Source organism: Flagellimonas sp. (assembly GCF_965222555.1).
Taxonomy (GTDB): Bacteria; Bacteroidota; Bacteroidia; order Flavobacteriales; family Flavobacteriaceae; genus Flagellimonas.
Window position 1 is genome coordinate 1,168,765 of the sequence record NZ_CBDCUG010000005.1, and the last position, 22,792, is coordinate 1,191,556.

Genomic DNA, 22,792 nt, shown 5'->3' on the forward strand with positions numbered 1-22,792 from the left:
AAAATCAAGCAGTAAAGACAATATGAAGTTTTATATATCATATTACTTTAATATAATTTCATCAAATCCTTTTGGAATTTTATATGGAAAGTTGAGATTCCTATTCAATTCGACATTTTTAAAGCTTAGGTCTATTGTAGTCCTGTTCCTATTTTCCAGTGCCACAATGTGGATTTCGTTCGGCATAACCTTACCAGAAATATCCTGATAGGTATATTCTGCCTGAAGCCGTCGGTTTTCTTCTGGCTGTGCTATTTGCTGCGTTGCAATTTTGAAGTTTTTCGGTTCTACCTGAAACAAAATCTTAAATAACTCCTGTGCTCTTTTAGGTTTTAATTGATATTTACCATCATTGACTTCAGAAGAATATTTACCATCCCTTAAATCATAGATGGCATCGCCCAATAACAGGTTCTGGACTTTATTAAAATCGAGCTCTGTTCCCAAAAGGTTGCTCAAATACCCAAAATCGCCATCAAAATATTCATTTTGAAGCTTGTTATAAAAAGATACCCTTTCTGGAGTAATATGTGCTTTGACCATTCCTAGGGGAGCGCTTATCCAAATCACCCTGTCCTTTTCCATTCTTAAGCTAACATTTACTCCTTGGTTGCTTTTGCCATCAGAATAATCAATCTTAACCCGTCCACTCAACGTTTTGAAATCGGTCTGATTTGCATAATGGTTTTCTATGATGCGCTTGGCAGAAATTCTGCTATCCACTTCACCCCCTGTTATGGCCTTTGTGGATTTACAAGCACTGAAAACCAACACTGTTAAAAGCGCCGGTATGGTTTTTTTGATTATATGTAAGTGAAATCCACCCATTACAAACCTGGTTTTACTTTATTCAAATATTCTTGTGCTTTGGATGTATTTCCAATTGCTGTACAGGCTTTTGAAAGCTCTTTATAAATTTTATTTGCCAACACATCATCATCCAGCAAATAGTCCAACGCACTTTCCAATACTTCCACTGCCTTTGCCGGTTTGGACTTCCTATTCAAAGCTGTGCCATAAGCAAAATAAAAATAGGGCTGCAAAGGGTAAGTATCCAGAGCTTCCTTTGATACCATCTCCATCTGTCCATAATCGGATTTTCCCAGCAGATCTTCTATCCTGTTTTTATATTGCATAACCGGATCTTCTTCCTTAGGAAGGTCTTTTACGACAGCCGGAGTCACCTTTTCATTTCTTTTCTGCAGGGAATCATTGATTTTCAAGCTTAAATCAGAAGCAAATTTAGAATTGCCAAGTCCATTCAATACTTTTAAGGCATCTTGGTACTTTTTCTTTTTAAAATAAATCACAGCAAGGTTTTCCTGCAACTTACGATCCTCAAAAGGAATGCTCCGCTGAATAATGTTCACTGAACTCCCTTGTTTTTCCAGAATGTTCACCAAACTTTCCAAATACCAAAAATCTGTTGGTTCAGTTAGCAAGGCCTTAATAGCGTACTCTTGCGCTTGAACGTATTGTTTGTCCAAGAAATAGGCCTTCCCCAACTCATAATCAACAACACTGTTCAGAGGGTCCAAATTTTTGCAATCCAAAAACAAATCAATGGCCCTATCGTAGTTTTGGATTCCCTTTTGTTTTAGGGCTTCAAAAAAGCTTTCTTGAAACTCATCGGTATATTCTTCCAAAAAAACTTCGGCACTTTGCTCTTCTTCTTGGGCAGTGATTTGAAAATTGGCCAGTAATAATCCAAAGACAAAAAAAGTTATATTTTTTCTTAGCCAAATCATTTCTTCTATAGTCTAGTCAAAACCATTTTATCTTTAGTAAGTTCTTCTAGTTCAAAAAACTCTTCTTTCAAAAGTACTACTTCTTCAAAGTCATTCACTTTAAGATTACTGATTTTTAAGATTTGTAATTCGCCTATATCTATCAATTCCCATTTTGTTTTATAGGTGAAGTTACGCTTGGCTGATTGTTTATTGTTTTTACTGAAATACTCATTTCCACATATCCTTCTCGGTCTATTGATTGCATTTCTTACAATGTATTTTTCAGAAAATGTTGAAGTAGATGATGCTTCATAATAATTATTATTAACGAAAAAATGGTTTTTAACCCTATAAACAATCTTATTCTCATCAGATTCAAGGCGAGATATCGCCCATTCATTCTGAATAAACTCTAAATCGCGCTCTTTTATCAACTGACCTTTCACATATAAAAAGCTAAAGCAGATGATAAGACTCAATATGCATTCGCGTTGCAACATCACATTATAATTTACATGTGAATTGATTACAACAATTATTCCATAACTGAGTAGTCGCCAATACTTATGGTTTCAAAATTACCATCAAAGACCACATGGTTGCCAATCATGGCATTATCCAAATTGGCATTTTTAATAACGCTACTGCTTTGTATCAAACTATTCTTAATCGTTGAATTTTCCAATATGGTATCTGCTCCTACCGAAACATATGGGCCAACCGTAGTGTTCTTCAACACCACATTTTCACCAATAAAACAGGGTTCAACAATATTAGCATTCTCTTTTTTGACTGAGTTTGCAATCAATCCCTCCCCGTCTTTTTCCAAAAAGTTGAGCATGCGCTGATTGGTTTCCACCGTTACATTTTTATTTCCACAGTCCATCCATTCATCAACCTTTCCAGGGACAAATTTCATGCCTTTTTGCATCATCCGTTTAATACCATCGTTAATCTGATATTCTCCCCCGTTTATGATCTCGTTGTCCAAAACATATTGCAGTTCATTTTTAAGCACCCCAACATCTTTAAAGTAATAGATTCCTATCACCGCCAAATCTGAGATAAACTCTTGTGGCTTTTCAACGAGTTCCACTATTTCGTTTTGTTCGTTCAGGTTAACCACCCCGAAAGCCTCCGGTCTGTCCACCTGCTTGACCCAGATTACGCTATCCGCAGTTTTATCCAAATCAAAATCTGCACGAATCAAGGTATCCGCATACGCAATTACAGCAGGACCGCTCAAAGAATTTTTGGCACTCATAATAGCGTGTCCTGTTCCCAAAGGTTCGTCCTGTCTATAAATTGAGCCCTTAGCGCCAAGGCTTTCCGCTAATTGCATTAAACTCTCCACTACATCATCCCCAAAAAAGGCAGGGTCACCTAAAATAAAGGCAACTTCATCTATGGGTTCGCCCAATACTTTGGCAATATCGCTAACCAATCGGTGTACAATTGGCTTTCCGGCAACCGGAATCAAAGGTTTTGGAACCGTTAACGTATGTGGTCTCAAACGGGAACCTCTTCCCGCCATGGGTACTATAATTTTCATAAGCTTTTTAGTATAACGTATTTAGTGTTTAGTTTTATTGTACTCCAGTACTTCCAAAACCTCCTGCGCCTCTATCTGTTTCTGACAGGACTTCCGTTTGAGCCCATTCAGCACGTTCATGTTTGGCTATGACCATTTGGGCAATGCGCTCACCATTTTCAATGGTAAAATCATCATTGGACAGATTCACCAAAATAACCCCTATCTCACCACGATAATCAGCATCGACAGTCCCAGGGGCATTTAATACGGTGATTCCCTTTTTTGCAGCCAGACCGCTACGTGGCCTTACTTGAGCCTCATATCCAACAGGCAGTTCAATAAAAAGACCCGTGGGGATAATCGCCCTCTCCAATGGCTTTAGCGTAATGGGATTCTCTATATTCGCCCTTAAATCCATCCCTGCAGAAGCAGGTGTTTCGTAATGGGGCAACTGATGGTTTGACTTGTTTATTATCTTAATTTTCACGTTGTAGAAATATGGCTTTTAATTTGTCTCCTTCCATTTTGTAAACTAACCCCAAAAATAACAAAAGTAGTATGCTGCCAGCTATTAAATTTCTGTGAAAAACATAAAAGGAAAGTGCTGAAAACACAATTGAAACAGATAGGTAAAAAACAATCTTGCGCATATTGTACGGGACTGGATAGTACTTTCTTCCGAAATAGTAGGATAATAACATCATGCTTCCATAAGCGATCAAGGTTGCCAAAGCAGAAGCCATATATCCAATTTTAGGAATTAACCCAATGTTGATGATCAATGTGATCAGAGCACCAATTGAGGAAATATATGCGCCAAACTTGGTTTGATCGGTAACCTTATACCACACGGACAGGTTATGATAGATTCCCAAACAAAAACTCCCCAACAATATTATGGGAACTATATCGAGACCTTCCCAATATACTTCGCTTCCAAGAAATAGTTTTCCCAGTACCTCTACAAAAACCACTACGCCGAGCAATATTATACTGCCCAGAATTACAAAATAATTGGTTATTTGGGCATATGTTCTTTGCGGTTTTTCCGTTTTTGCATGGCTAAAGAAAAATGGTTCTATCCCCATTCTAAAAGCGGTGCCAAATAGGGTCATAAAAAGCGCAAGCTTGTAACATGCACCATATATCCCAACTTGTGTTTCGGCTATATCCTCGGGTAAAATTTCTATCAATAAAATCTTGTCAAAAACCTCATTGACGGTGAACGCCACCCCCGCCACCATTACCGGACCTGCATATTTGAGCATCTGTTTCCAAATGCCCATATCAAACTTATAGGATACTTTAAAATATGTTGGCAATAAAATTAACAATGTAAGTCCACTGGCAATGATATTGGAAACAAAGATGTATTGGATTTCCCAACCTTCTTTGTAAATACTGTTAAAGAAACCACTGCTCCCCTCCTGTGCCATTTTTGGAAGAATCAACAGGAAGAAGACATTGAACGAAAGGTTTATGACAACATTTATTATCTTAATAAATGCATATTTCATTGGTTTTTCCTTGGCCCTAAGTAATGCAAATGGAATAATCACCAGGGCGTCCAAAACCAAAATATAGGAAGTGAATTTTATGTAATCGATATTTATGTTGGTAAGCTCTGCCAATGTTTCCTTCATGGAAAGTGCCAGTACCAAAAACAGTAGGGAGGAACATAAAAGTGAAATCAAAGAGGTAGATATAATGGTACTTTTGTTTTCTCCCTTATGGTAAAAGCGAAAAAACGCCGTTTCCATCCCATAGGCCAAAAACACATTGAAAATGGCAATCCAAGAATAGATATTGGTATACTGCCCATATCCTGAAGCATTTTCGAAAATGGAAGTGTACAATGGAAGCAGAAAAAAAGAAATCACCCTGGGCAAAACCGTTGCCAAGCCGTAAATAAAAGTTTGTTTAAAAAGCTTTTTGAGCAAATTCAATGAAAAAAAAGGGTTAACAAGATCACCCTGAATTTTTTAAGGGCAGAACCATTCTATAAAAATAGGTATTAAGGTTCTTTGTACAAAAGATGTTCTCCTGATAGTCTGGCAGCGTTTAGTGCAATACCTCAAAATTACTTTCTAATTTCGATTACGGCGGCTAATAATTCTCATGTGTTGATTGCCAAATTTGGTAAAGCGAGTCCAATTGCCTTACCACTTCCTGGTTTTCATGGGCTAAATTCCTGGTCTCATTAGGGTCATTGCCAAGATGGTATAATTCCCAAGGCGTGTCTGTCCCTTCGGAAACTATTTTCCAATCTCCTTTACGCATGGCCTTACCATCAGACCATTTCCAGTACAACGGCTTCTCTCTTTTTATGGTCAATCCCGAAAAAGTGGGTAAAAAACTGATTCCTTCATAAGGTTCTACTGCTTTCCCATTGTATTCTTTTGGATAGGATGCTCCCGCTACGTCCATTAAAGTGGGTAACACATCAATAAAATGACCTACGGAACCATTTATTGTATTTACTTGTTCTATTCCCTTGGGCCAAGAAACAATCAATGGGGTTCCAATACCACCCTGATAGCTATAATTTTTATAGAATTTAAATGGAGTGTTACTAACATTGGCCCAATTTTTTCCCAATGATTCCCAATGACCAACAGTACCAATTTCACCGTTCCCACCAATTTTTACCACTTCACTGGAAGAGCCGTTGTCCGACACAAAAATAATTAGGGTATTATCCTGTTTGCCCAACATCTTTAATTTTTGGATGACTCTCCCAATATTTTGATCCATTCTATCTATCATGGCAGCGTAAACAGCCATTCGCAAATCTTCTCTGTCCTGCTCTTCCGGTGAAAGTGAAGTCCACTCCTCAAAAGTTGGATCGGAAATCATGGAACTATCATGCAAAAGTCCCATTTCCCTTTGTTTCCTAATCCTTTCTTTTCGGATTGCGTCATAACCTACTTTATATTTCCCACGATATTTTGCAATATCCTCTGGCCACGCCATTAAGGGATCATGAGGTGCCGTATAGGCCAAATACAGAAAAAAGGGAGAGGTCTCATCCTTATATTCATCTATCCAATCCAAAGCATGATCTGTAAAGGCATCTGTAGTATAAAATTCTTTTTTTGGAGTATATGGGCGATGCATGGTTGAATCGATATACCATGTCCTATCTGGCCTTTTCTGCGCAGGTATTGCTTCCCCTTCTCTCTGTATTCCTGGATTAAAATGGTTGGATGCCCCGTCCAGTAATCCAAAGTACCTGTCAAATCCTTTGGACAAGGGATTTTCGATGCCATGATGCTTGCCAGACCACAATGTCCTATAACCAACAGATTTTAATAACTCACCTAAGGTAATAGCATTTTTTATAGGATTGGTATGTGTCTTTGCAAACCCAACTTGATGCGCATAAAGACCCGTGAGCAATGATGCTCTGGATGGAAAACATTTTGAAGTGTTGTTGAACTGGGTATACCGTATTCCATTTGTGGCCAGTTGATCTAAGTTAGGGGTAAGGATTTCGCCTCCATAACTGCCCAAATCTGACCATCCCAAATCATCTGCCAAAATCAATACAATATTGGGTTGATCATTCTCTTCATTAGGAGGCGATGGTTTGCAAGAGTTAAAAATCAACCCTAACAAAAGAAGTTTAAGAATCCATCTATGTTTGTGCTTTCCCATTACTACCGCATTTGATGTCGTTGTAAAAATCCAAACAAAAAAGAAACGGCGCAACCCTTTTAAAGAATTGCACCGTTTCAATATTGTATTCTGAGCAACTGCCCAGTGTGATCGTATTAATTGTTAAGTGCTTCTGCACCTTAGATATTTGGCTTCACTTTGTTCCGCCTAATTGTTCAGTGCCTCAGCACCACCAACAATTTCCAATATTTCATTGGTAATGGCCGCTTGTCTTGCTTTGTTATAGGTCAATTTTAATTGATCTCTAAGCTCTGTGGCATTGTCAGTTGCCTTGTGCATTGCTGTCATACGCGCTCCGTGCTCACTGGCAAAAGAATCACGAACAGCCTTGTACAATTGTGTCTTCAATGATTTTGGAATCAATTGCTCTACAATCTCGGGCTTTGACGGCTCAAAAATGTAATCAGCAGCGCCTGAAGCATCTCCTTCAACTGGAACCAAAGGCAAAAACTGCTCTGTCATCACAATTTGGGTAGCTGCATTTTTAAATTTGTTGTAGACCAACTCAATTTTATCATAGTCACCTTCGGTAAAATGATTCATTAGGTCCTGAGCAATCTCCGCAACATTGTCAAAGGTCAAATCATCAAAAACAGCACTGTGATTTGCAACTACATTTCCTTTTTTTCCTAGAATATCATTCCCCTTTTTTCCAATCGCAATAAAATCAACCTGCTTCCCCGCGTAGGTTTCTTCCAACAATACGTTGGATTGTTTAATGATATTGGAGTTAAAGGCACCGCACAATCCACGGTTGGAGGTAATGGCCACCACCAAAACTTTGTTTACAGCCCTGTTATCTGCAAATTTGCTTCCGGCATCGCCATCCAAGCTTGCGCTAAGGCTCTGCAGTAATTCAGTAAGCTTATTTGCATAGGGTCGCATCGCTGTAATGGCATCCTGGGCCTTTTTCAACTTTGCAGCAGATACCATTTTCATGGCACTGGTAATCTGCATGGTTGAAGACACCGAGGCTATCCTATTTCGTATTTCCTTTAAGTTTGCCATTCTTTTTGTTTGTCATTCCGCACCTAATGCGGAATCTATTTGTTAAGGATTCCTGCTTTCGCAGGAATGACAATCATTTATGCTCTATATTTTCCTGAAAGGTCCTTACAAACCGAAGTCAAGGTTTCTGTTACCTCATCGGTCAATTTTCCAGCCTTTAAGGTATCCAAAACACCTCTGTGCTTGGCGTTCAAGAACTCAATAAAATCAGTTTCAAACTCTTTTACCTTCTCCACAGGAACATCTCTCAACAAGTTCTTGGAACCTGCAAAGATGATAGCTACCTGATCTTCCACCGTAAATGGATCATTCTGTGCCTGCTTCAAAATCTCAACGTTTCTACGCCCTTTTTCAATAACGTTCAAGGTTGCAGCATCCAAATCAGAACCGAATTTGGCAAACGCTTCCAATTCACGGAACTGTGCTTGATCCAGTTTCAAGGTACCTGCCACTTTTTTCATGGATTTAATCTGAGCGGAACCACCAACACGGGATACAGAGATACCTACGTTAATCGCTGGACGAACACCTTGGTTGAATAAATCTTGCTCCAAGAAAATCTGCCCGTCCGTAATAGAAATTACGTTGGTTGGAATATATGCCGATACGTCACCTGCTTGTGTTTCAATAATTGGAAGTGCTGTTAAAGAACCTCCACCTTTTACCATTGGCTTAAGAGAATCAGGTAAATCGTTCATGTCCTTTGCGATATCATCATCAGCGATAACCTTTGCAGCACGCTCCAACAATCTTGAGTGCAAGTAGAAAACGTCACCAGGATATGCTTCTCGACCTGGAGGTCTTCTCAAAAGAAGTGATACCTCACGATACGCAACCGCCTGTTTTGATAAGTCATCATAGATGATCAAAGCTGGACGACCTGTATCTCTAAAGTACTCTCCAATCGCAGCACCTGCAAACGGAGCATATACCTGCATAGGAGCAGGATCGGATGCGTTAGCCGCAACAATAGTTGTATAGGCCAAAGCTCCTTTGTCTTCCAATGTCTTTGCAATGGCGGCTACCGTAGAAGCTTTTTGTCCTACAGCCACATAAATACAATATACTGGCTCACCAGCATCGAAAAACTCTTTTTGGTTCAAGATGGTATCGATACAAACGGTAGTTTTCCCAGTTTGACGGTCACCGATAACCAACTCACGCTGACCTCTACCGATTGGAATCATGGCATCAACCGCCTTGATCCCTGTCTGCAACGGTTCGTTTACCGGCTGACGGTAAATAACCCCAGGGGCCTTACGCTCCAATGGCATTTCGTAAGTATCACCAGCAATTGGTCCTTTTCCATCTATTGGGTTACCAAGAGTATCAACCACACGGCCAACAATTCCTTCACCAACATTGATAGATGCGATACGTTGTGTTCTCTTAACGGTTGCTCCTTCCAAAATCTCTTTGGATGGTCCCAACAATACCACACCAACGTTATCTTCTTCCAAGTTCAAAACAATACCCTGCATTCCACCATCAAACTCCACAAGCTCACCATATTGAGCATTGGAAAGTCCGTACACGCGGGCAATACCATCACCTACCTGTAATACGGTACCTACCTCATCCAAGGAAGCGGTAGCTTCGAAACCTGCTAATTGTTCTTTCAAAATTGCTGATACCTCAGCGGCTTTTACTCCTGCCATTTTTATAGACTATTTGTAAATTCTCTTTTTAATCCGTTCAATTTGTTGGCAACACTGGCATCATATTGTAAATCGCCCACGCGAAGTACAAATCCTCCTATGATGCTTTCATCAATCTTATTTTCAATGGTGACCTTGTTGCCTGTAATTTTGGTCACCTCGCTCAAAATCTTTTTTTCAAGATCGCCAGTCAAAGGAACTGCAGTAGTAACATAAGCTACGTCCTCTCCTTTTAACTGCTCATGTAGAATGATATATTTTAAGGCCACCTCTTGCAATAATGCAATTCGCTTGTTATCGGTCAATGTTCCGATAAGACCTTTGGTAATTTCATTGGACCCCTTGAAAATCTGTTGCAGGGAATTTTTCTTCACCTCTCCTTTTACCACTGGACTCTCCAAAAGATTTTGAAGTTCCGTGTTCTCGGAAACTGTGGCTGAAATCTCCCGCATATCTTTTTCAACGGCATCTGCCGCTTTCTTTTCGATAGCGAAATCCAAGGTTGCTTTTGCGTAGCGTATGGCTGCCCTACTCTCGTTCATTTCTTAGTTCAATTTGATATCGCCCAACATATCCTGAACCAACTTTTGCTGCTTCTTTTTATCGGACAATTCTTCTTTGATTACTTTTTCCGCAATATCGATGGAAAGATTTGCCACCTGCTCTTTGATGTCAGCAACTGCAGCTTTCTTTTCACTTTCTATAGTGGCTTGTGCCTGCTTTACCAACTTATCCCCTTCAACCTGGGCTTGTTCCTTGGCATCGGCAACAATCTTATCTTTGATTTCACGAGCTTCCTTCAACATAGCCTCCCTTTCAGCTCTAGCTTCCTTCAATAGCTTTTCGCTATCTGCAGTAACATTCTGCATTTCTTTTTTGGCCTCTTCGGCTGCATCCAAAGCATTTTTGATACCTTCCTCACGATCATTGATTGCGTTTAGGATAGGTTTCCATGCAAACTTCCACAAAAGGAACAACAATAGTCCGAACAATAGTGTTTGCCAGAAAAACAGTCCCAACGAAAACTCTTCTAATAACTTTGCCATAATTACTTTCTAATTTGTATACATTTTTAAACAAAGCAAGGGCTGCAACCAACCGTTACAGCCATTTGCCTTAGATGTTTTGATTATACTGCGAAAAGTGCAGCGAAACCAATACCTTCAATCAACGCTGCTGCAATCAACATCGCTGTTTGGATTTTTCCGTAAGCTTCAGGCTGACGTGCAATAGCCTCCATAGCAGAACCACCGATTCTACCAATACCAAGACCAACACCGATAACAACTAAACCTGCTCCTACCATTACTGGAATTTCCATATCTATCTAGTTTAAAAATTAAAAATTCAATCTTATAAATGTGCCAACTCTGGATCGTTTTCGTGACCTTCCTCATGATGGTCCTCTGAAGCAAATCCAAAGTACAATGCACTTAACATGGTGAAAATATATGCTTGTAGCAATGCTACCAATACTTCAATCAATGAAATTGCAAAGGCCAATCCGAAGGATAATGGACTTCCCAACCAACTCTTAAATATGAACATCAAACCGATCAAGCTCATCAATACAATGTGCCCCGCCTGCATGTTGGCATACAAACGAATCAATAGTGAGAATGGCTTAATGATCAATCCCAACAATTCAATAGGGACCAAAATGATGTACAATGGTATTTTTCCGTACCATGGCAATGACTTTCCTAGCGGATCAAACTGGTGCATCCAATAATCCTTGGTTCCAGTTACATTGGTAATCACAAATGTCATCAACGCTAAAGAAACTGTTATCGCAATGTTTCCTGTTACATTTATACCAAGTGGGGTCAACCCAAAAATGTTCAAAAACCAGATAAAGAAAAATATGGTCAACAAGAAAGGCATGTACTTTCTGTATCGCTTTTCCCCAATATTAGGTCTAGCAATATCGTCTCGGATATACATCACAATCGGCTCAAAGAAACGTCCAGCTCCGGTTGGAATGCCATTGTTTTTTGTGTAGGATTTTGCCAAGCTGGTGAACAACCAAAGCATTAACAATCCAGTAACAATGATCATGACCACATTCTTTGTGATCGAAAAATCCAAAGGTTTTATGTTGGTTGCGTGATGGTCTTCATCATAATTGATGGCACCTTCTGCGTCCGTTTTATAGATTTTGCTGTGATAAAGCTTATAATAATTTCCATCGACCTCCGCCAAGGTTTCTCCATGATGGAATTTGGAAGATGAAAAAACCTTTAATCCATTATCCCATAAAATAACTGGCAATGGAAATCCAACATACTTATGTTCACCATTTTCTTTGGTGTAAGAAAACAATGAAAAGTCGTGTGAATCCTGAAGGTGATGGGAGATGTATTCCTTAATTTCAGTCTTAAGATCTTTGCCGTGATCCCCGGCCTCGTTTTCTTTTTCACTTGCAAAAGTGAACTGACCTAACAATAGTGCTGTTACAACGAGTATTCCCTTAAAAAAAGTTTTTTGCATTTCGCTCAAAATATCGGTCTCTCAAAATCGGTGCAAATGTAAGTCTTTCTTACAAAAAGAAAAAAGCTTTCAAACTTTTATTTTTGAGGATCTTGAGAGCGTTATTTTTTGGCGGTTTCCTCTAAGTTTTTAAGCATTCTAGAGGTGTAAAATGTTTCCAAAAAAAGCGCCACCGCATAGGGAATAAAAAAAGCGGCAAATTCTAAGCCAGACATGTCCCCATCACTTTTATAGGTAGGGTAGAACAGAAGAAAGAAAAATGCAAATTTTAAGAGGCTCCCCCCCATGAACAAAAAACCAATCTGGTTTTTCAATTTTTGACGAAACTTGTAGAGCAATACAAAGATAATTGCCGCTAAAAGTCCATTTACTACATAGGAACGAACTATAAGATTGTCAAAAACGGGCAGGGCTTTAGCAGATAAAACAAGAATGTGCAATCCAAATGAAATGACCAACAATAGGACCAAAAGCACTAAAAATTGAGTGAGAAAATTGAGCTTGGGCTTCAATATTTGATTCGTTTTAGTTGTTGCAAAACTACCCAAATAGAAATTGCCACTCCCAATAAAGTGGCAATTACCGTAAAAATATTCTTTTCGTTTTGGTAGTGGGCGTCCAACCATTTTCCGCCTTTAACGGCCAAAAAAATAATTGCGCCCATTTCAAAAGCAATGCCCGAGAGCATTGCGGCATTCTTAAAATTGTTTTTCTTTTTAGGAGACTTTTGCTGGTTCATTTGTTTTTGTGGACTGTAGCTTTGGTGAGCTGGAAGCGGCTTCAACGGCTCCCTTGCCCATGGTACAGGCAGCATTAAATGTTGCTCCTGGTTCTACGGCCAATTTTGAAACACTTACGGTGCCTTCAATTATGGCAGAAGCTTTAAGTGAAAGCAAGTCTTTAACAGCTAACTCTCCATTGAATTTACCTTCAATATCGGCATTTACGCATTCTACTTTTCCGTTGATGTAGCCATCTTTGCCAATCACTATTTTTCCGGATGTTTTTACATTACCTTCCAGCTTTCCATCAATTCTAAAATCTGCTTCGGAAGTAATGTTTCCTTTTATCTTCGTGTTCTTCTCAATTCTGTTGGGTTGTCCTCCAAATTCTGTCATAGGGCGAGGTTTTTTGTTGTCTGAAAACATGGTGTTCTTAGGGTTTTGGGGTTGAAATATGTTCTTTGTATGATTCTAAATTCTTGTGAACCTGGATGATTTTGTAATTGTTTGATAAAACTACAAAATTCTCATCTTTGATTCGGTAGTCCTTATTCTTTTTTATGAGTTCGGTATAGCCCAAGGCAAAATCCTTGGATCTAAAGCCATGTACCACCACAAACTGGTCTTCCAAATTATATATGTCCTTGGAAACAATGTTTTTATACTTAAGGTCTTTTATGGATTCTTCCAAACGCTTTTTAAGCTTCAGAGCATTTTCGTTGTCGGCTATCTTAAAAGGAAAAACTACTTTCCAATTGCTTGCGCCGGTGGATCCTGTTTCTGGTGAAAATTCCTTGGTCTCCAATTTTGGCAATTGATCGGCCACCATTTGTTCTGCCTTTTTTCCCTCTGGATTATTGGGATAGGTGAGCGCAACATAGTTGAGGGCTTCCTTAAAGGGTTCAAATCCTTGAAGTCTCCCAATGGCATTGGCCTTCAACATTTCAAACTTTGGAACTATGGGGTCTCCGGTAAATTTGTTGATATACTCTTGGGATCGGGTAATTACCTGAAGGTATTCTTGTTGCTGATATAGCTTGTACAGGGACGCGTAGCGTGCATCTGGGCTATCGGTATTCCCTTCCAGTACGGCTTGCGGATTCAGCAAAATTTCTGCATATCGGGTATCTGGATGATTCGTAATGATATCCTGTCGCATTGATGCAGCTAACGGACTTTCCGATTCCTCGTATATCTTGAAGAGGTTGTATTTGGATGGCAACACCAATCTTTCTTCTGGGTTGGAAGCCAAAACCCGTTCCAACTTGGCAGCAGCTAATAGATTGTCCTTGAATTTTTCTTTATAAATCAATCCCAATTGATAATTGGCAAAGTTTCGTTCTCCACGCAAACTGTCAATCACCGTAACATCCGTAGGGATCTGTTCCAAATAGAATTCCAAAGAGTACTTTTTATCATCAGGGATATTATCAAGGGATTGCGCATTTGTGGTAACTTCTTCCCCAGTAGCCTCAGATATTAATGTTCTTGCTTTATTGCTCCAGCGCCAATCGTCTTCCAGTTGCCTAGTGCCCCAACGCGTTTTAAAGTCGTTCTTGCCATACCCCAGACTGGTAATGTTATAAAAGTAGAACTTTCCTTTGTTCTCCTTTCCTCCCTTGGTCTCTGCAAAAGCGGCAAATCCGGCAGTGGTCCTTTCCAATTCCTTTTGGGCTGCTTCTTCATCTTTGCGTTTCAATTCGGCAATAATGTCTTCAAAATAGACCTTGCGTTCCGCTTCCGGCATTTCATAAACGGTGATAACACTATCTGCATGCTGCACTATATCCTCATATTTGATCACATCCTCCAAATTGTCCAGCTTCTTTTTAATTCGGCGATACTTTCTGGTGTTTTCAGCAAGATTTGTTAGGGTGCTGTCATAATAGGCCCCAGCTGTTTTGTATTCATCCTGATCAAAGTTATAGTCCGCCAAACTCTGATAGTTAAGCGCGTTCAACTTGCGCGCTCCGTTGTTGGCCCTCAGCGATTTATTGTAGTACACAATCGCCAAACTATCCGATTGGTTGGCCAGATGAAACTGTGCTATCTCACGATAGATTTTATCCAAAAAAGGGCGGTTTTCCCTGTTTTCTTCCAAGTCCGTCAAATATTCCAAGAGTCCCTCGCGATTGGTATCCGTAATCTCCGTGTTCTGAATCTTTTTCAGATGTGCATTGATCATATACACGCGTGGCGACTTTCTGTTCAGTGCAATTACTTTATCAAAAGCATAATTGGCACTGTCCTTATGACCCATTTGGTTGTACAACTGCCCAATAATGAACAAGTATCTCCCTCTTTCAGCATTCTTTTTGGTGTACGCTTGCGCGATTTTTAGTTTTTGAATGGCCGTATCCTTTGCTTTTAAGTTGATAAAGCATTGGGCCAACACCGCATTGGCATCTGCATATTCCTGATCTTTTAAGGTTTCAAACTTGAAGAGTCTTTTTAGGTTTTTGATGGCCAGCTCGGGATTGTCCAAGCGCATATTCGTTTTTTCCCGCCAAATGGTGGCTTCGTTTAATTTATCGCTTTCCACATATTTTCTAAGGATATAATTGAAAGATTCGAGAGCCGGAATGTAACGTTGGTCAAAGTATCGTGCCTTGCCCAATAGCAAAAATGCTTCATCGGTCTGCGGGTTCCGTTCTTCATCTTTGATGTCCATGCTGTGCTTTTGGATAGCCTTGGTGGCTTTCTCCTCGGCAATGATAAAGTTGGGGTTGTTATCCTCAGAATCCAGCTTTATCTCTTCGGTTACTTCCAAACGTTCTACCGGCAATACTTCCCAATAGTCGTCCCTGTAACTTGAATTGAGTTCTTCCCTACCTTGTTCAAAGGCAATATTGCCATTGTACAACGTATTGTATTTGGTGTTTAGGGCGTGCCAATTGCGATTCATAAACTTGTCCTTTTTGGTAGAACAAGCGTTAAAAACCATCCCTCCCAGAATAATTGCTATAAAGAATATGTGTTGAAGCTTCAAAATTATAGGTAATCGTGTTTTACCTTAACTGAAAAACTGCCAGTTTATTATAAGGCTCATCGGTAAAATGCAATAATTTTTTGGCATTGATCAAATAGTTATAAAAGCTGGATGTTTACCAAGCCGTGGGACGTTCAAAATTGACCCTGCTGCGATTGTATTTGCTTTTGTAGGCCACAGGGGATAATCCAGCGTATTTTTTGAACACCGTTCTAAACGCTTTTTGATCTGCATAACCCACCTGGTACATTACCTCATTTACATTTTGTTCTGTTGATTCCAAGGTCCGTTTGGCTGCTTCAATCTTAACCCGTTGAATATACTCCAATGGTGTATTCTGGGTGGCCTTTTTAAAACGGCGGACAAAGTTCCTGCTGCTGATGGCATATTTCTTTGCCAGTTGTTCCACGGATATTTTATCCTTCACATTGCTCTCAATATATTTTTGGGCTTCTTTGATGGCCGTATCGTCATGGTCTTTTTGGCCTTGAAAAATGGCAAATTGGTTCTGATCCACACGGTCCATATCAATCTCAAAAAACTTGGAAATATAGATGGCAGTTCCACGACCGCAGTATTTTTCAACAAGGTGGAGCATCAGGTTCAAAAAAGAAAACGCTCCCCCGCTTGAGTAAATACCATCTTCCTCAGTCACAATTTTGTTGGAAACCAAATGCACTTTAGGAAACATTTTTTTAAAAAGCTCCATCCCTGCCCAGTGGGTGGCACATTGCTTGCCATCAATCAATCCGGTCTGCGCCAATACAAAAGCACCCATACACATACTGGCCACCTCTGCATTATGAACATTGCGCTGGTGCAATATCCAAGGGATAAAGTCTTTGTTCTGCTCCAAATCCTCATCAAGCTTATCTGGTCTAAGTGCAGGGATAAGCACCAAATCTGTTTTTTCGATATCCGTAATTGTGCTATTACAATGAATGCTGAACAAGCCATCGTATAGGGAATAATCATGTTCCAATCCCACCAAATGGATGTCAAAAAAGTTATCATCCCTAGCGCCAGTTTGTTTTAAAAATTGATTTACCGCCATTAATACCTTGAACGGCCCCACTACATTGCTTAAAATGGCATTGCCCTTTGGCACCAAAATACTTACATGTTTCATAGCCAAAACTTTTACTGCTATAAATGTAAGGGTTATCCTTGGCACATTCAACCCTTTAAAGTGTCTTATTTGCCCTTATTTTGGCTTTTTCCTCTTTTGTAGCTTTGGGAAATGGAGTTGGAAAAGTTTATGGAAATCCGCGAATTGTTTTGCCAAAAGTACCCTGAGGTCACCGAAGGAAAAATGATGAGCTCCCCTGCTATACATTATAATAAAAAGGTGTTCGCCTTTTTTTCAAGAAAGCACAAAATGGTCTTCAAGTTGGGGAAAGATTATCCTCTGGACAAACTTGGGGTTGAGGTTTCAAAGTTCAATCCTTTTAAAAAGAAAAAACCATTGGCAGGTTGGTACGAGGTTGATTTTGCGCATCACCAAAAATGGGAAACACTGACCATAAAAGCACTTGAACAGATAAAATCGAATTGAAAATGGGAGCAAAAGGTGATAAAATGACGAATGATTCCGTGCTGGCCGCAGAGCTTTTGGTTCAAAAGCTTGAATCGATAGGTGCTGTTACAGCCAAAAAAATGTTTGGTGGACATGGGGTGTTTCATGAAGGCAAAATGTTTGGCATAGTGGATTCCAAAGGAGCGGCTTATTTAAAAGCCGATGATACTATCCTAGAAATTTTTGAAAAGGCAGGTGCACATAAACATGGTAAAATGCCCTATTATTCCATTCCTGAGAGTGTTTTGAACAATCACGAACTGCTCATCGAATGGGTAGAGAAATCCATAAAAATTTCAAAAAAGTAAACCATGATCCATGTTTTTGTTCCATACAAAGTGAAGCCTGAATCCATTGAAAAGGTAAAAGAGATAGTTTCCAAATTCATTTCAGAAATAAATAGAAACGAACCGGGAACTCTGTTCTACAAATCATTTCAACAAGCTGATGACCCAACCTTTTTTACCCACATTATGACCTTCGCTGATTCAGAAGCTGAAATGATTCACAAAAAAAGCACTTATTGTCGTGCGTTCACGGATGTGCTGTACCCTTTATGTGAGGTAATGCCCAAACCCATAACCCAAAACGAGATTAATTAAATTGTATCTGGTATGATTACTAAAGCCTACACATCCTTTTTCAAAGAACTGGCAAGGAACAACAACAAAGAGTGGTTCCATGCGAACAAAAAAAGGTATGAACATGACGCAAAAGAGCCATTCCTGAATTTGTTGGAGGGACTTTTGAACACCCTTACGGAATGGGACCCTAGAATTCTTTCAGATCCTAAAAAAGCAATATTCCGAATCAATAGGGATGTACGTTTTGCAAAAGACAAAGCACCTTATCACACCATATTAAAGGCCGGATTTTCCCCAAATGGCAAAAAATCCATTCTTCCAGGCTATTATTTGGGCATTGATGCTACCAGTATTCATGTTGGAGGTGGACTTTTTATGTTGAGACCCCCTGAACTTTCAAAAGTGAGAAACCATATTGCCAATGATCCTTCGGCATTGAAAAAGATAACTGAGTCTTCAACCTTTGTTCAGAATTTTGGAAAGCTCAGCGGGGAAAAATCGAAACGATTGGATAAAAGCCTGATTTCCGCAGCGGAAAAAACGGACTTAATTTATAACAAGCAGTTTTACGCCATGGCCGAATTTCCATTGGAGCCTTTTTACGATTCGGAGAAGTTGAATGATGAGATCTTAAATCATTTTGAGGCCATTAAACCTTTGAACACCTATTTGAACCAAGCGTTCAATTGACAATAAATTTATTTATTAATCACTAAAACAAATACAAAATGACAACACAAGAAGTAGCAGACAAATTAGTGAACCTTTGTAGGGAAGGTAAACATCAAGAAGCCTACGGCTTATATGCAAAAGATGCCTGGAGCATTGAAATGCCCGGAGTACCCAATGAAAAAACCCAGGGTATAGACAATATTTTAAAAGGTTATGAAACTTGGGCCAACAGTATTGAAGAAATGCACGGTGGTTCCATTGGCGATCCAGTGGTGGCCGGAAATCATTTTACGGTTCCCATGATCAGTGACGTGACCTTTAAGGGAATGGGGAGGTGTAAAATGGAAGAGCTTTGTGTTTATGAGGTGGAAAATGGGAAAATAAAAAAGGCCCAATTCTTTTATGACCCTTCAATGTTCGGAGGATAATCCCAAACACTAAATTGATATAGGCGATGGGTTCCATCGCCTTTTTTATTCTCCAAAGAAAGCTTCCAACTCTTTTAAAGTCTCTGCCGAGGTCTGGATATCCTTTACAATCTCTCCTTTGTTCAGCACAACAATACGTTCGCAAACTTCGGTAACATGCATAAGATCATGGCTCGATATTAAAACGGTTACATCATGCTTGGCAGCCAAGTCTTTTATAATCGATTTGAGCCTGATCTGAGTTGTGGGGTCCAGATTGGCAAAAGGTTCATCCAAAATCACTACTTCGGGGTTTCCGATAAAGGAGGCAACAATACCTGCTTTTTTCTGATTTCCTTTGGAAAGGTCGCGCAGGTATTTTTTCTGACCTAAAATCTCTCCGTGGAAAAAATCTTCAAAAGAGGATAGTAGCTTGTCCACATCAGCTTTGTTTCTACCACGCAGATCACCAATAAAATAGAAATATTCCTCAGGGGTCAAATACCCTATTAAAAAGGATTCATCTATAAAAGAAGATGTAAAAGGTTTCCAATCTTCACTGGTACTTACTTCCACATTGTTGTTGACTATTTTTCCCGATGTTGGCTGAATCAAATCCAAAAGCAAACTAAAATAAGTGGTCTTCCCTGCTCCGTTGTTTCCCACCAGTCCAAAACTTTGTCCCTTGGGAATTTCCAAAGATGCAATGTTCAGCACCAATTGCGACCCATATTTTTTGGTTAGATTTTCTGTTGTGATCATATCTATATATTAAATCAAAATGTTTGAGGCACACCCCTAAAGTCCCCTCAAGGGGACAATACTTTTAATTATTCTTCTCTTTAAACCCGGCAATCATTCCGTACTTTTTTCTTCGATATTGCTCGGTAATCATATTCAATAATTTGTTCTTCATTGCAAAACCAATAATCCCCAAGAGTGAAAGTGCAACCACGGCGGCTTCAACAGAAATCAGGTAATAAAAAGCAGTAAATATTAAAATGGGCAACCCCAAAACCGGGATAATGATCAAAAACTGGGTAGCGCTTGTCCCCTGCATATTCCCAATGGGGCTTTTCTCCAGATCAATCCGTTTTTTGTTGTACGAACCAAAATATAGAATCACTGGAATGTTGACTCCCAAATTGTACAAGGCGCTTCCAAAATTTATGGCCAGTTTGTCCCAACCAAAATATACATAGGGGATTGTGAGCAAAAACATGACCACAACACTTACTGAGATCAAGCTTGCCTTGGATTCTAAATATTTGCGCAGGGGAATGTTCTGCGACATCATCATGCCGTAATAACTGCTATCCCATGCTGGAATAAATTGTCCAAAATTGGTAAGGAAAATGCCCGTCATGAAAATTCCCAAAAAAGCAAACATGGGCGCCATATTGGCATAGATATCCTGCAAATAAAAAATAAGACCATAAAACACAAACAGCAATGAGATGAATACTTGCGCCTTTGTTCTTTTGTTGCGCCAAATCATTTTAAGATCTAATTGCAAAAAGGTTCCCATGTCCCCAAAACGTTTGGTCCAGGCCAATTCCGAAGTCTTTGCCTCCTTTGTTTTAGTTTTTAAGGATGCATCCAAAAACAGCTTGTTCCTTAAAAAAAGGAAGTTCACCCAATATGCAATAATTGCCAATGTTATGGGAACCAGAACGGTTAGCGGGTATTGGTAAAGCCCATGAAAAATGGGGCCAAAAAAGTCTTTTACCGGTAAAACCCCAAAGTGATCTAATCCATAAAGTATGGCGATGATTCCACCAATAACGTATAAAGCCTTATCACTTTTGTTCACAATAAAATTGACGTGGTTAATGCAGATTACAATAGCAAAAACGGAAACGATCCAAAGCGATACATTTAAAATGGGATATCCATGGTATACCAGTACAATTCCGTAGGGAACAAAAAGAAATAACGCCAAAATGTTGTACCAAGAAACCGTGGAACGTCCTAAAATATAATGGGCGATACTGCTTTTTTTGATGGGCATGGACAACAAAGGCTTTACATCCATTACCGGAATTTTTTGCATGAAATACCTAAAAAGCAGCTCAACAAGCACCCAATAGACCAAATATCTGCTCAACATCCACATGGGGTTTTGATCCGGGAACACTTCTCTTAGGATATAATAAAGTCCAACGCCAACACCAACCAAAGTGGCCAGCAAATAAAGCGTAAAAAATATCATCAGGATTTTTATCGCCAGACTCTTACCAAAAGATGAGGACCGGAAGAAGGCTTTCCACTGAAGATCTACAAAACGTTTGAACATGGCTGGTGATTTTTCAACAAGTTAGTATTCAATAGAAATGATTTGTTACAAAGCATCACCTTTTTTTAAAAACCCGCTTATCAAAATTACCCGAATCCGTAGCTTTGCAAAAAAATTATCTTACATGAGCGACTTTCATGCACTAAAAATCTCTTCAGTAGATGCATTGACCCCAAACGCGGTAGCCCTGACTTTTGAAATTCCAGACAACCTTAAAGAAGCTTTCTCCTTCACTGCTGGCCAATATATTACCTTAAAACACAAAGTAAACGGCCAAGAAGTGCGTAGGGCCTATTCCATTTCTTCTGCTCCTTCATCAGGCAAAATCACGGTGGGAATCAAAAAAGTACCGAACGGAACATTTTCTGTTTATGCCAATGAAACCATTAAGTCTGGTGATGTTATAGAAGTAATGCCTCCAGAAGGTCGCTTTGTTTTTGAAAAAGATTCGGCACCAAAAAATATAGCTGCGTTTGCCGCTGGAAGTGGAATTACACCCATAATGAGCATTGCGCAAACCGTTTTGGAAAGCTCTCCGGAAAACACTTTTGTGCTGGTTTTTGGAAACCAGTCTCTGCAAGAAACCATGTATTTAAAGGAGATTGAGACGTTTCAAGAAAAATATACCAATAGGTTTTTTGTTCAACATGTCTGCAGCCGTGCCCAAGAAGAAAATGCATTATTTGGCAGAATAGAGACCTCCACGGTCAATTTTATCGTAAAAAACAAGTTCAAGGAAACCAATTTTGATGCCTTCTACCTCTGTGGACCCGAGGAAATGATCAATACGGTTTCCAACACCTTAAAAAACAACGGAGTTGCTGAGGACAAAATTTTGTTTGAACTGTTCACATCAACAGATACAGAAGATACTTTGGCCGAAGATTTGGACGGAAAGACCAAAGTAGAGGTGACCGTTGATGATGAAACTTTTTCGTTTTCCATGGATAAAAAGGTCTTGGTCCTAGATGCAGTATTGAAAGAAGACATTGATGCCCCATACTCCTGCCAAGGTGGAGTTTGCAGTAGTTGCATTGCCCGAATCACAGAAGGCAAGGCCGAAATGGTCAAAAACCAGATTCTAACCGATGGTGAGGTGGCCGAAGGATTGATATTGACCTGTCAGGCACATCCGCTTACGCCAACCTTGAAAGTGGACTATGATGATGTGTAATGGAGTAAATCTATAGTACAAGCTGTCACTTCGAGCGCAGTCGAGAAGTCTTATTTTTTCATAGGTCTCGACTGCGCTCAACCTGACATAAACTATCAATGTTTTTATAGCAAATACTGCCTAACAAACACCTAAAAACCTCACATTCTGTTCCTTTTTCTGGGAATATTTACCGACCACCCAGTTTGTTTTCTTCAAAAATGGATGCCTTTTTTGCACTTTATCGGTATTGCTTCGATTTTAATCTTGAAGAATTTTAGAGTCGATTTTTAAA

General features: G+C 39.5%; 26 protein-coding genes. 6 read left to right on the forward strand and 20 right to left on the reverse strand.

Annotation, left to right across the window (positions count from 1 at the left end):
- Positions 1–42 precede the first annotated feature (42 nt).
- From ACOQO1_RS13690 to ACOQO1_RS13775, 18 genes are all read right to left on the reverse strand, one after another.
- On the reverse strand, positions 43–828 hold the full coding sequence (locus tag ACOQO1_RS13690) for a DUF4292 domain-containing protein (RefSeq protein WP_420603445.1): 786 nt from the start codon (positions 826–828) through the stop codon (positions 43–45).
- The gene (locus ACOQO1_RS13695) at positions 828–1,748 is read right to left on the reverse strand and encodes a tetratricopeptide repeat protein (protein ID WP_420603446.1); all 921 of its coding nucleotides are present in this window, start codon (positions 1,746–1,748) and stop codon (positions 828–830) included. The genes ACOQO1_RS13690 and ACOQO1_RS13695 overlap by 1 nt, the downstream gene beginning before the upstream one ends.
- Positions 1,749–1,753: 5 nt before the next feature.
- Positions 1,754–2,230 carry a hypothetical protein gene (locus ACOQO1_RS13700; protein WP_420603447.1) on the reverse strand — a complete coding sequence of 159 codons (477 nt, stop codon included), beginning with the start codon at positions 2,228–2,230 and terminating at the stop codon, positions 1,754–1,756.
- Positions 2,231–2,265: 35 nt separating this feature from the next.
- A complete protein-coding gene (locus tag ACOQO1_RS13705) occupies positions 2,266–3,282 on the reverse strand; it encodes a sugar phosphate nucleotidyltransferase (protein ID WP_420603448.1) in 1,017 nt (338 codons plus the stop codon).
- Positions 3,283–3,316: 34 nt separating this feature from the next.
- Positions 3,317–3,751, reverse strand: a complete 435-nt coding sequence (gene dut / locus ACOQO1_RS13710) for a dUTP diphosphatase (protein ID WP_420603449.1) — start codon at positions 3,749–3,751, stop codon at positions 3,317–3,319.
- Positions 3,741–5,210: a lipopolysaccharide biosynthesis protein gene (locus ACOQO1_RS13715; protein ID WP_420603450.1), complete on the reverse strand. Its 1,470-nt coding sequence runs from the start codon at positions 5,208–5,210 to the stop codon at positions 3,741–3,743. The genes dut and ACOQO1_RS13715 overlap by 11 nt, the downstream gene beginning before the upstream one ends.
- Before the next feature lie 160 nt (positions 5,211–5,370).
- Positions 5,371–6,921, reverse strand: a complete 1,551-nt coding sequence (locus ACOQO1_RS13720; protein WP_420603451.1) for an arylsulfatase — start codon at positions 6,919–6,921, stop codon at positions 5,371–5,373.
- Positions 6,922–7,089: 168 nt separating this feature from the next.
- Complete coding sequence (atpG, locus tag ACOQO1_RS13725; RefSeq protein ID WP_420603452.1) at positions 7,090–7,950, reverse strand: ATP synthase F1 subunit gamma; 861 nt, start codon at positions 7,948–7,950, stop codon at positions 7,090–7,092.
- Between the two features lie 77 nt (positions 7,951–8,027).
- Positions 8,028–9,608, reverse strand: coding sequence for a F0F1 ATP synthase subunit alpha (atpA, locus tag ACOQO1_RS13730; protein ID WP_420603453.1), 1,581 nt, complete (start codon positions 9,606–9,608; stop codon positions 8,028–8,030).
- 2 nt (positions 9,609–9,610) lie between these two features.
- A complete protein-coding gene (atpH, locus tag ACOQO1_RS13735; RefSeq protein WP_420603454.1) occupies positions 9,611–10,150 on the reverse strand; it encodes an ATP synthase F1 subunit delta in 540 nt (179 codons plus the stop codon).
- A gap of 3 nt (positions 10,151–10,153) precedes the next feature.
- On the reverse strand, positions 10,154–10,654 hold the full coding sequence (locus ACOQO1_RS13740; RefSeq protein ID WP_420603455.1) for a F0F1 ATP synthase subunit B: 501 nt from the start codon (positions 10,652–10,654) through the stop codon (positions 10,154–10,156).
- An 83-nt stretch (positions 10,655–10,737) separates the two neighbouring features.
- Positions 10,738–10,929, reverse strand: a complete 192-nt coding sequence (atpE, locus tag ACOQO1_RS13745) for an ATP synthase F0 subunit C (protein WP_045801726.1) — start codon at positions 10,927–10,929, stop codon at positions 10,738–10,740.
- Between the two features lie 32 nt (positions 10,930–10,961).
- A complete protein-coding gene (gene atpB / locus ACOQO1_RS13750; RefSeq protein ID WP_420603456.1) occupies positions 10,962–12,098 on the reverse strand; it encodes a F0F1 ATP synthase subunit A in 1,137 nt (378 codons plus the stop codon).
- Positions 12,099–12,199: 101 nt separating this feature from the next.
- Positions 12,200–12,610, reverse strand: a complete 411-nt coding sequence (locus tag ACOQO1_RS13755) for a DUF6168 family protein (RefSeq protein WP_420603457.1) — start codon at positions 12,608–12,610, stop codon at positions 12,200–12,202.
- A complete protein-coding gene (locus ACOQO1_RS13760) occupies positions 12,607–12,837 on the reverse strand; it encodes an AtpZ/AtpI family protein (RefSeq protein WP_097044397.1) in 231 nt (76 codons plus the stop codon). Before ACOQO1_RS13760 ends, ACOQO1_RS13755 begins: the two co-directional genes overlap by 4 nt.
- A complete protein-coding gene (locus tag ACOQO1_RS13765) occupies positions 12,815–13,246 on the reverse strand; it encodes a bactofilin family protein (RefSeq protein WP_420603458.1) in 432 nt (143 codons plus the stop codon). Before ACOQO1_RS13765 ends, ACOQO1_RS13760 begins: the two co-directional genes overlap by 23 nt.
- Positions 13,247–13,253: 7 nt before the next feature.
- A complete protein-coding gene (locus ACOQO1_RS13770) occupies positions 13,254–15,764 on the reverse strand; it encodes a tetratricopeptide repeat protein (RefSeq protein ID WP_420604335.1) in 2,511 nt (836 codons plus the stop codon).
- Between the two features lie 160 nt (positions 15,765–15,924).
- Positions 15,925–16,938 (reverse strand): GlxA family transcriptional regulator, encoded by a 1,014-nt coding sequence (locus tag ACOQO1_RS13775; protein ID WP_420603459.1) that lies wholly within the window; start codon positions 16,936–16,938, stop codon positions 15,925–15,927.
- A 111-nt stretch (positions 16,939–17,049) separates the two neighbouring features.
- Here ACOQO1_RS13775 and ACOQO1_RS13780 point away from each other — a divergent pair, with 111 nt between their 5' ends.
- The 5 genes from ACOQO1_RS13780 to ACOQO1_RS13800 are packed head-to-tail and all read left to right on the forward strand — an operon-like array spanning position 17,050 to position 19,069.
- A complete protein-coding gene (locus tag ACOQO1_RS13780) occupies positions 17,050–17,364 on the forward strand; it encodes a hypothetical protein (RefSeq protein WP_420603460.1) in 315 nt (104 codons plus the stop codon).
- 2 nt (positions 17,365–17,366) lie between these two features.
- Positions 17,367–17,693 (forward strand): TfoX/Sxy family protein, encoded by a 327-nt coding sequence (locus tag ACOQO1_RS13785; protein WP_420603461.1) that lies wholly within the window; start codon positions 17,367–17,369, stop codon positions 17,691–17,693.
- 3 nt (positions 17,694–17,696) lie between these two features.
- On the forward strand, positions 17,697–17,987 hold the full coding sequence (locus tag ACOQO1_RS13790; RefSeq protein WP_420603462.1) for a putative quinol monooxygenase: 291 nt from the start codon (positions 17,697–17,699) through the stop codon (positions 17,985–17,987).
- A gap of 12 nt (positions 17,988–17,999) precedes the next feature.
- The gene (locus ACOQO1_RS13795; protein WP_420603463.1) at positions 18,000–18,659 is read left to right on the forward strand and encodes a DUF2461 domain-containing protein; all 660 of its coding nucleotides are present in this window, start codon (positions 18,000–18,002) and stop codon (positions 18,657–18,659) included.
- Positions 18,660–18,697: 38 nt separating this feature from the next.
- On the forward strand, positions 18,698–19,069 hold the full coding sequence (locus tag ACOQO1_RS13800; protein ID WP_420603464.1) for a SnoaL-like domain-containing protein: 372 nt from the start codon (positions 18,698–18,700) through the stop codon (positions 19,067–19,069).
- Between the two features lie 45 nt (positions 19,070–19,114).
- On the opposite strand, the gene ACOQO1_RS13805 is transcribed toward ACOQO1_RS13800, so the two are convergent.
- Together ACOQO1_RS13805 and ACOQO1_RS13810 are read right to left on the reverse strand one after the other, a co-directional pair.
- Positions 19,115–19,810: an ABC transporter ATP-binding protein gene (locus tag ACOQO1_RS13805; protein WP_420603465.1), complete on the reverse strand. Its 696-nt coding sequence runs from the start codon at positions 19,808–19,810 to the stop codon at positions 19,115–19,117.
- 64 nt (positions 19,811–19,874) lie between these two features.
- Complete coding sequence (locus tag ACOQO1_RS13810; RefSeq protein ID WP_420603466.1) at positions 19,875–21,344, reverse strand: DUF5687 family protein; 1,470 nt, start codon at positions 21,342–21,344, stop codon at positions 19,875–19,877.
- 124 nt (positions 21,345–21,468) lie between these two features.
- Between ACOQO1_RS13810 and ACOQO1_RS13815 the strand changes: the two genes are divergently transcribed.
- Positions 21,469–22,518, forward strand: coding sequence for an FAD-binding oxidoreductase (locus tag ACOQO1_RS13815; RefSeq protein ID WP_420603467.1), 1,050 nt, complete (start codon positions 21,469–21,471; stop codon positions 22,516–22,518).
- The last annotated feature ends 274 nt before the right edge of the window (positions 22,519–22,792 follow it).

What these genes read in the sequence shown, in the direction of transcription:
- ACOQO1_RS13770 (WP_420604335.1), bottom strand. Translation starts at nt 15,764, where the DNA reads ATGGTTTTTAACGCTTGTTCTACCAAAAAGGACAAGTTTATGAATCGC.
- ACOQO1_RS13720 (WP_420603451.1), bottom strand. Translation starts at nt 6,921, where the DNA reads ATGGGAAAGCACAAACATAGATGGATTCTTAAACTTCTTTTGTTAGGG.
- atpG (WP_420603452.1), bottom strand. Translation starts at nt 7,950, where the DNA reads ATGGCAAACTTAAAGGAAATACGAAATAGGATAGCCTCGGTGTCTTCA.
- ACOQO1_RS13740 (WP_420603455.1), bottom strand. Translation starts at nt 10,654, where the DNA reads ATGGCAAAGTTATTAGAAGAGTTTTCGTTGGGACTGTTTTTCTGGCAA.
- ACOQO1_RS13790 (WP_420603462.1), top strand. Translation starts at nt 17,697, where the DNA reads ATGATCCATGTTTTTGTTCCATACAAAGTGAAGCCTGAATCCATTGAA.
- ACOQO1_RS13810 (WP_420603466.1), bottom strand. Translation starts at nt 21,344, where the DNA reads ATGTTCAAACGTTTTGTAGATCTTCAGTGGAAAGCCTTCTTCCGGTCC.
- ACOQO1_RS13800 (WP_420603464.1), top strand. Translation starts at nt 18,698, where the DNA reads ATGACAACACAAGAAGTAGCAGACAAATTAGTGAACCTTTGTAGGGAA.
- ACOQO1_RS13695 (WP_420603446.1), bottom strand. Translation starts at nt 1,748, where the DNA reads ATGATTTGGCTAAGAAAAAATATAACTTTTTTTGTCTTTGGATTATTA.
- ACOQO1_RS13690 (WP_420603445.1), bottom strand. Translation starts at nt 828, where the DNA reads ATGGGTGGATTTCACTTACATATAATCAAAAAAACCATACCGGCGCTT.
- atpA (WP_420603453.1), bottom strand. Translation starts at nt 9,608, where the DNA reads ATGGCAGGAGTAAAAGCCGCTGAGGTATCAGCAATTTTGAAAGAACAA.
- ACOQO1_RS13705 (WP_420603448.1), bottom strand. Translation starts at nt 3,282, where the DNA reads ATGAAAATTATAGTACCCATGGCGGGAAGAGGTTCCCGTTTGAGACCA.
- atpH (WP_420603454.1), bottom strand. Translation starts at nt 10,150, where the DNA reads ATGAACGAGAGTAGGGCAGCCATACGCTACGCAAAAGCAACCTTGGAT.
- ACOQO1_RS13795 (WP_420603463.1), top strand. Translation starts at nt 18,000, where the DNA reads ATGATTACTAAAGCCTACACATCCTTTTTCAAAGAACTGGCAAGGAAC.
- ACOQO1_RS13805 (WP_420603465.1), bottom strand. Translation starts at nt 19,810, where the DNA reads ATGATCACAACAGAAAATCTAACCAAAAAATATGGGTCGCAATTGGTG.
- ACOQO1_RS13765 (WP_420603458.1), bottom strand. Translation starts at nt 13,246, where the DNA reads ATGTTTTCAGACAACAAAAAACCTCGCCCTATGACAGAATTTGGAGGA.
- atpB (WP_420603456.1), bottom strand. Translation starts at nt 12,098, where the DNA reads ATGCAAAAAACTTTTTTTAAGGGAATACTCGTTGTAACAGCACTATTG.
- ACOQO1_RS13700 (WP_420603447.1), bottom strand. Translation starts at nt 2,230, where the DNA reads ATGTTGCAACGCGAATGCATATTGAGTCTTATCATCTGCTTTAGCTTT.
- ACOQO1_RS13780 (WP_420603460.1), top strand. Translation starts at nt 17,050, where the DNA reads ATGGAGTTGGAAAAGTTTATGGAAATCCGCGAATTGTTTTGCCAAAAG.
- ACOQO1_RS13775 (WP_420603459.1), bottom strand. Translation starts at nt 16,938, where the DNA reads ATGAAACATGTAAGTATTTTGGTGCCAAAGGGCAATGCCATTTTAAGC.
- atpE (WP_045801726.1), bottom strand. Translation starts at nt 10,929, where the DNA reads ATGGAAATTCCAGTAATGGTAGGAGCAGGTTTAGTTGTTATCGGTGTT.
- ACOQO1_RS13785 (WP_420603461.1), top strand. Translation starts at nt 17,367, where the DNA reads ATGGGAGCAAAAGGTGATAAAATGACGAATGATTCCGTGCTGGCCGCA.
- ACOQO1_RS13760 (WP_097044397.1), bottom strand. Translation starts at nt 12,837, where the DNA reads ATGAACCAGCAAAAGTCTCCTAAAAAGAAAAACAATTTTAAGAATGCC.
- ACOQO1_RS13815 (WP_420603467.1), top strand. Translation starts at nt 21,469, where the DNA reads ATGAGCGACTTTCATGCACTAAAAATCTCTTCAGTAGATGCATTGACC.